Raw genomic sequence first — 5440 nt, forward strand, 5'->3', positions numbered from 1 at the left:
CAGCAGCGTGCCGGGGTGGTCGGCTTTGATGCGCAGGTACTGCTGCATGTAGGGCGTGTGCTTCGCGAGCGTGGCTTCCGCCGGAGCATCGACGCTGGTTTCGGTTTTCATGGGTAATCGGGGCAAACGTGTTCGGATGCGGATTTTCGCGGTCGATCTTCGGGCCCTTGCGCAAGACGGTGTAGCGAGTTAGCGAGGGGCGGCGGATACGACCGACTCTACTTCTCGGCTAGCGTCAGGTGCAGTCGTTCGAACGGCCATCTTTGCCTTGCGCGCGAACAGAGGCGCGCAATCGAACGGGAGGGGCGCCGGCGGTCGCAGCGAGGTCCAGAGCAAGCCCCGTATTTTAGGGGATTCGGGGATACGGAACCCTGGTTTTGCCCGGCGGCCCAAAAACCGCCGTATAAGCGAGGGCATCGCCCATGGCGGGCGTTCGGTCCCGTCGGGGCAACGGGCTGTTGCCTGCGAGGAGGATAGCTTCCGCTGCTGGCGGTTCGCTCGTTAACGAACGCGCCGAGCGGTTGCCTTCTTTTTCGCCGGCGTCGTTGACGCGGTGGCCGGCTTACCCGGAGCCTGCTTGGTCGCCGCAACTGCTTTCTGAACAGTACGCCTGCGCGGCGCGCGTCTGGCGTCCGCTCCGGCCGAGCCTCCGCTTTCAGCAAAGAGGTGGTCGACGCCTTTCGATGGATCGAAGTTGGTCAACGCATACCGGTCCCCGTTTTTCGCGACGAGGACCATTTCAAGTTCCATTCCCAACGTCCTGAGGAATTTCTTAAACGTCGAGAGGTAGATATCCTGGCGTTTTTCGAGTTGGGAGATCGCATTTTGCTTGACGCCCAACTTTTCCGCCACGTTCACCTGGGTTTTGCCCAAGGCCTTCCGGATGGCGCCCAAGTTGCCGGCCTCTCGCAGCATTTCTTCGACCTTGTGATCTGCCCTGGCTCGGATGTCGGCTTGCTCCGCTTCTGGCAGTTCGCCGATGATCTCGTTCAGTGTTCGTCCCATTTCCGCTTCCTCTTTTTCCTTGTTCATGCAGGTCGTTTCACCGTGCCTTTGGCCGGCTTTGCTACATGGGTCAAACGGGCCAAATGACGATCGAATCGAGCGTTAGCGACTTGGAGGAGTCTCTTGTAGAACAACTGGTCGTTCATACCTTGCTTGTCTCCCGCAACCAGCACAATGGCCTTTCGCTCCGGATCGAACGCGAACGCTACTCGCCAAACCTCTGCTCCGCCGTTTGCGGTGAAACGCAGCGCTTTCATGTTCGGATGTTTGGCGTTGGACAATGTTCCCACGTAGGGCCTGCCTGCGTCCGGGCCCATTTGCTGGACAGCCAAAGCGGTCGAGAGCAGCTCTCGTCGAACTGTCGGATCAAGTTTCCGAAACTCCGGCTCGAACGCTTCGTGGAAGACCACAGTCCAGTTCTTCAGGTTCAATCATCATCTCCGCATGATATTATGTCAAGGTGATATTTTTGGCGAAGGTAATGGCCTACGACACCGTCTTACCCTTCCGCCCGCTATCGGCGCGCATTATGGAGGGAGATCTACGACGAGTGGCAGGGGGTGACGGTCCTGGCCTGACAGCGAGTGGGGACGGGGCTGTCAGCTTGCGCAGTGAACAGCGTAGGGATCAGAACAATTCCGAGACAATCCCGATCGTGGTCGGAGCAGTCACCGTATGCGGACGATTCGTGAGGAAAACTTCGAGGGTCACGCGCGACACGGCACTGGGCTGTTAATCGTGAAAGCATGGAGACGCGAACAGCAGCGGCGCTGCGGCGCCCCTCAATCTTCGATCATCGCGCGCAGATCGACCTTGCGTGCATTGGCTTCGCTGCGTCGCTTGGCAAGCCAAATCATCGCGCAGACGAACACCCCGAACGTGACGATGATCCCTTGTACCGGCACATTCGCCCACAGCAAAAGCGCATAGGCGCCGAGCATCAGCAGCACGGCCAGGTTTTGATTGAAGTTCTGCACGGCGATCGAGTGCCCCGCCGTGATGAGCGTCGCGCCGCGATGCTGCAGCAGCGCGTTCATCGGCACGATGAAATAGCCGGCCAAGCCGCCCAGCGCGATCATGAGCGGGTAGGCGAGGGCGATGTCTGCCGCGACGAAGTGCCCGCCGAGATGCAAACCCGCCGAGGCTGGAAAAAGCCATTTGCCGTAAAACGCCATGGCGATTGCGACGATGCCCGATGCGATCCCGACAGGGAGCACGCGCAGCGAGCGCGCAAGCGGCACGAAGGCGGCCGCGGCGCCGGCGCCCACGGCGATCCCGATGCCGGTCGCGCCCTGCATGAGCGCGGCCGTCGACAGGGATAATCCCAAATTCGCCCCGGCCCATCTGAGCACGAGCAACTGCAGCGTCACGGCCGCGCCCCACATGAGCGTCGTCACCCACAGCGCGATCTGCGCGAGCGCGTCGCCCCACAACAGGTTGAAGCTGTCGACGAATTCGCCGACGAGCCGCTGCGGCTCGCGCAGCCGATTCTTGTAGCGCGCGCCCGTGTCCGGAATGCCGATGTTGATGAGCGCTGCCGCGGCATAGACCAGCATCACGGCGAACATCGCGAATTCGGGCGCGCGGCGCGGCAGGGCCCAGTGCATCCCCGACAAAACGTGCGCCACATAGGGGCTGATGAGCGAGCCGCCGAGCGCGGTGCCGAGTATCGTCGACAGCACCGTCGCCGATTCGAGCCACGCGTTCGCGGCGACGAGCCGCTCGGCCGGCAAGAGTTCGGTGAGGATGCCGTACTTGGCGGGCGAGTAGGCCGCCGCGCCAATGCCTACCACCCCGTAAGCCACCATCGGATGCACGCCGGCAAGCATCATCGCGCAGCCGAGCGCCTTGAGCGCATTGGCCGCGAACATGACATGACGCTTTTGCAGGGCGTCGGCGAACGCGCCGGCGAACGGGGCGAGCACGACGTACGAAGTCGTGAACAAGATCTGCAGGAGCGGCGTGAACCAGGCGGCCGCGTGTGCGGCGGTGAGCAGCGCGATGGCGGAGATCAGCAGCGCGTTGTCGGCGAGCGATGAAACGAACTGCGCGGCGATGATCGTGTGGAAGCCTTTTTTCATCGGGCGGATCGTACGTCGGCGTGCTTTCCGTTTTCAGAAAGGGAGGAGTCAGCAAAAAGGCGGCCGAAGCCGCCTGTTGTATCTGCGTCGCATCTGGCGCGCATCTGGGACAACGCATTGCGGCCGAACCGCCTCGCCGCGATATGGCAGATGCTCGCCGCCGCGTTACTCGTTGTTCGACAAGCGGCTATACGGGCTCAGAATCGGCACCATCTGCGCGTAGATCTTCGGGTTGCCCGCGACGATTTCACCGAGGTGAAGGAAGTCGGAATCGCCCGTATAGTTGCCCACGAGGCCGCCCGCTTCCGTGATCAGCAAACTGCCCGCGGCCATGTCCCATGCGCTGATGCCTTGCTCGAAGAAGCCATCGAGACGGCCCGCCGCCACGTTCGCCAAGTCGAGCGCGGCCGCGCCCGGACGGCGCAGGCCCGTGCACGAACGCGTCATTTCGGCGAACAGGCGGCAGTATGCTTCGAGGCGATCGTTCTCGCGGAAGGGAAAGCCCGTGCCGATCAGCGCGTCGCCCAGCCGATCGCGGCGCCCGACGCGAATGCGGCGGTCGTTCAAGTAGGCGCCGCGGCCGCGCGAGGCGGTGAACAAGTCGTTGCGCGTCGGATCGTACACCACGGCTTGCGTCACGATGCCTTTATGCGCGAGCGCGATCGACACGCCGTAGTAGGGCAGGCCGTGAATGAAGTTGGTGGTGCCGTCGAGCGGATCGATGATCCAGACGTAATCGGATTCGTTTTCGGAGCGGCCCGACTCCTCGGCGAGGATCGCGTGGTCGGGGTACGCCGTTTTCAGCGTATCGATGATGGCCGCTTCGGCCGCTTTGTCGACTTCCGTCACGAAATCGTTGTGCTGCTTCTTGCTGACTTGAACCAGGTCCAAATCGAGCGAAGCGCGGTTGATGATCTGTCCGGCGCGACGGGCGGCCTTGACGGCAATGTTGAGCATCGGGTGCATAAACGGATTCCTTGTACCGCGGCGGTGCGAACGCTGCGACGGGTGAGCCATACCGCCCGGAATGCGCGGGCATTCCGTCGACGAAAGCGAATTGGAGAAGAACGATGCGCATGCGCTCGGGTGTCGTTCCCCCGATCGCCATGCACGAATAACGTGATTTTACCCGAGTCGACGGCGTCGAGGGCTCAAACGTTGCGGCGGCCCGTCGCCGCGGCCCCCGCGGCCTCGGCGTCGGTCGCGCCGCGGGCTCGAGCGCGCTACCATAGCGGCAGTCGATGCCTCGCCCCTCGTCTCGCCGGACCCCTCGATTTTCTCTATCTTGATTCGCTCCATGTCGCATTCGCCCTCGGCTACCGTCCATACCTGCCCATCCGGTCCGCACGGCGGCTTCACGTCGACCCTGTTCGTCCTCGTCGAACCCAGTCATCCGGGCAACGTGGGCGCCGCGGCGCGTGCGCTCAAGACCATGGGGTTTTCGCGTCTCGTGCTCGTCTCGCCCCGCGTCGCCCATGTGCAGACCGACCCGGAGGCCATCGCCATGGCCAGCGGCGCGGAGGATGTGCTGGCCACGGCCCGCATCGTGCCGACGATCGCCGATGCCTTGGCGAACGTCACGTGGTCCGTGGCGCTGACCGCGCGGATGCGCGAATACGGCCCTCCGCAGCTCGCGCCGCGCGAAGCGGCGGACGAGGCGCGCAGCCATGCTTTGGGCGGCGACATTGCGTTCGTGTTCGGCAACGAGCGGACGGGGCTCTCGAACGAGCACGTCGAGCGATGCAGCGCGCTCGCCCATATCCCCGCCAATCCGGCTTACAGTTCGCTTAATCTCGCCCAAGCCGTGCAGGTGCTCGCCTACGAGCTGCGGATGGCGTATCTCGTAGGCGAGCAGGCGAACGAGCAGGCCGCCGGCGGTTCGGCGCTCGGCGACGACGCGGCCGGCGGGCGCGCTCCGAGCGAGGACATCGAGCGCATGTACGTTCACCTCGAAAATGCGCTGATCGCCCTCCAGTTTCTCGACCCGGCGAACCCGAAAAAGCTCATGTCGCGGCTGCGGCGGCTGTTTGCGCGCGCGGGGCTCGAACGCGAAGAGGTCAACATCGTGCGCGGGATCGCCAAGCACATTCTGCTCAAGGCGCACGGCAGGGACGACTCGTCCTCGACCTAGGCGGCGAGCGCGAGCGAGCGCAATGCCCCTCATTCGCGCAGGGGCGATTGGACGGCTTCAGCACGATCGACATGTTCCACATACAATCGAAGCCTCCGTCATAAGGAAATCGCCGCAGGTCATATAGGCGCCCATCGGCGCGTCTGCCTCGCGGCGTTATTTCAGCGAGCCCCACCATGTTCCAGAGACTTCGCGAAGACATTGCCACGATCCGCCAGCGGGA

Annotated in this window: 5 protein-coding genes; 1 reads left to right on the forward strand and 4 read right to left on the reverse strand. The window is 63.4% G+C overall.

What is annotated here, in order from left to right; translation table 11 throughout:
- Positions 1-501 precede the first annotated feature (501 nt).
- The 4 genes from ACTHNR_RS09420 to ACTHNR_RS09435 form a co-directional block, all read right to left on the reverse strand.
- A complete protein-coding gene (locus tag ACTHNR_RS09420; protein ID WP_440547317.1) occupies positions 502-1032 on the reverse strand; it encodes a helix-turn-helix domain-containing protein in 531 nt (176 codons plus the stop codon).
- Positions 1029-1436, reverse strand: a complete 408-nt coding sequence (locus ACTHNR_RS09425; protein WP_440547318.1) for a type II toxin-antitoxin system RelE/ParE family toxin — start codon at positions 1434-1436, stop codon at positions 1029-1031. The genes ACTHNR_RS09420 and ACTHNR_RS09425 overlap by 4 nt, the downstream gene beginning before the upstream one ends.
- 351 nt (positions 1437-1787) lie before the next feature.
- A complete protein-coding gene (gene lplT / locus ACTHNR_RS09430; RefSeq protein ID WP_440547319.1) occupies positions 1788-3086 on the reverse strand; it encodes a lysophospholipid transporter LplT in 1299 nt (432 codons plus the stop codon).
- 165 nt (positions 3087-3251) lie between these two features.
- On the reverse strand, positions 3252-4052 hold the full coding sequence (locus ACTHNR_RS09435) for an inositol monophosphatase family protein (protein ID WP_440547320.1): 801 nt from the start codon (positions 4050-4052) through the stop codon (positions 3252-3254).
- A gap of 331 nt (positions 4053-4383) precedes the next feature.
- On the opposite strand from ACTHNR_RS09435, the gene ACTHNR_RS09440 reads away from it, so the two are divergent.
- On the forward strand, positions 4384-5217 hold the full coding sequence (locus ACTHNR_RS09440) for an RNA methyltransferase (protein WP_440547321.1): 834 nt from the start codon (positions 4384-4386) through the stop codon (positions 5215-5217).
- Positions 5218-5440: the final 223 nt, after the last annotated feature.

Source organism: Trinickia sp. (genome assembly GCF_051954495.1).
GTDB lineage: Bacteria > Pseudomonadota > Gammaproteobacteria > Burkholderiales > Burkholderiaceae > Trinickia.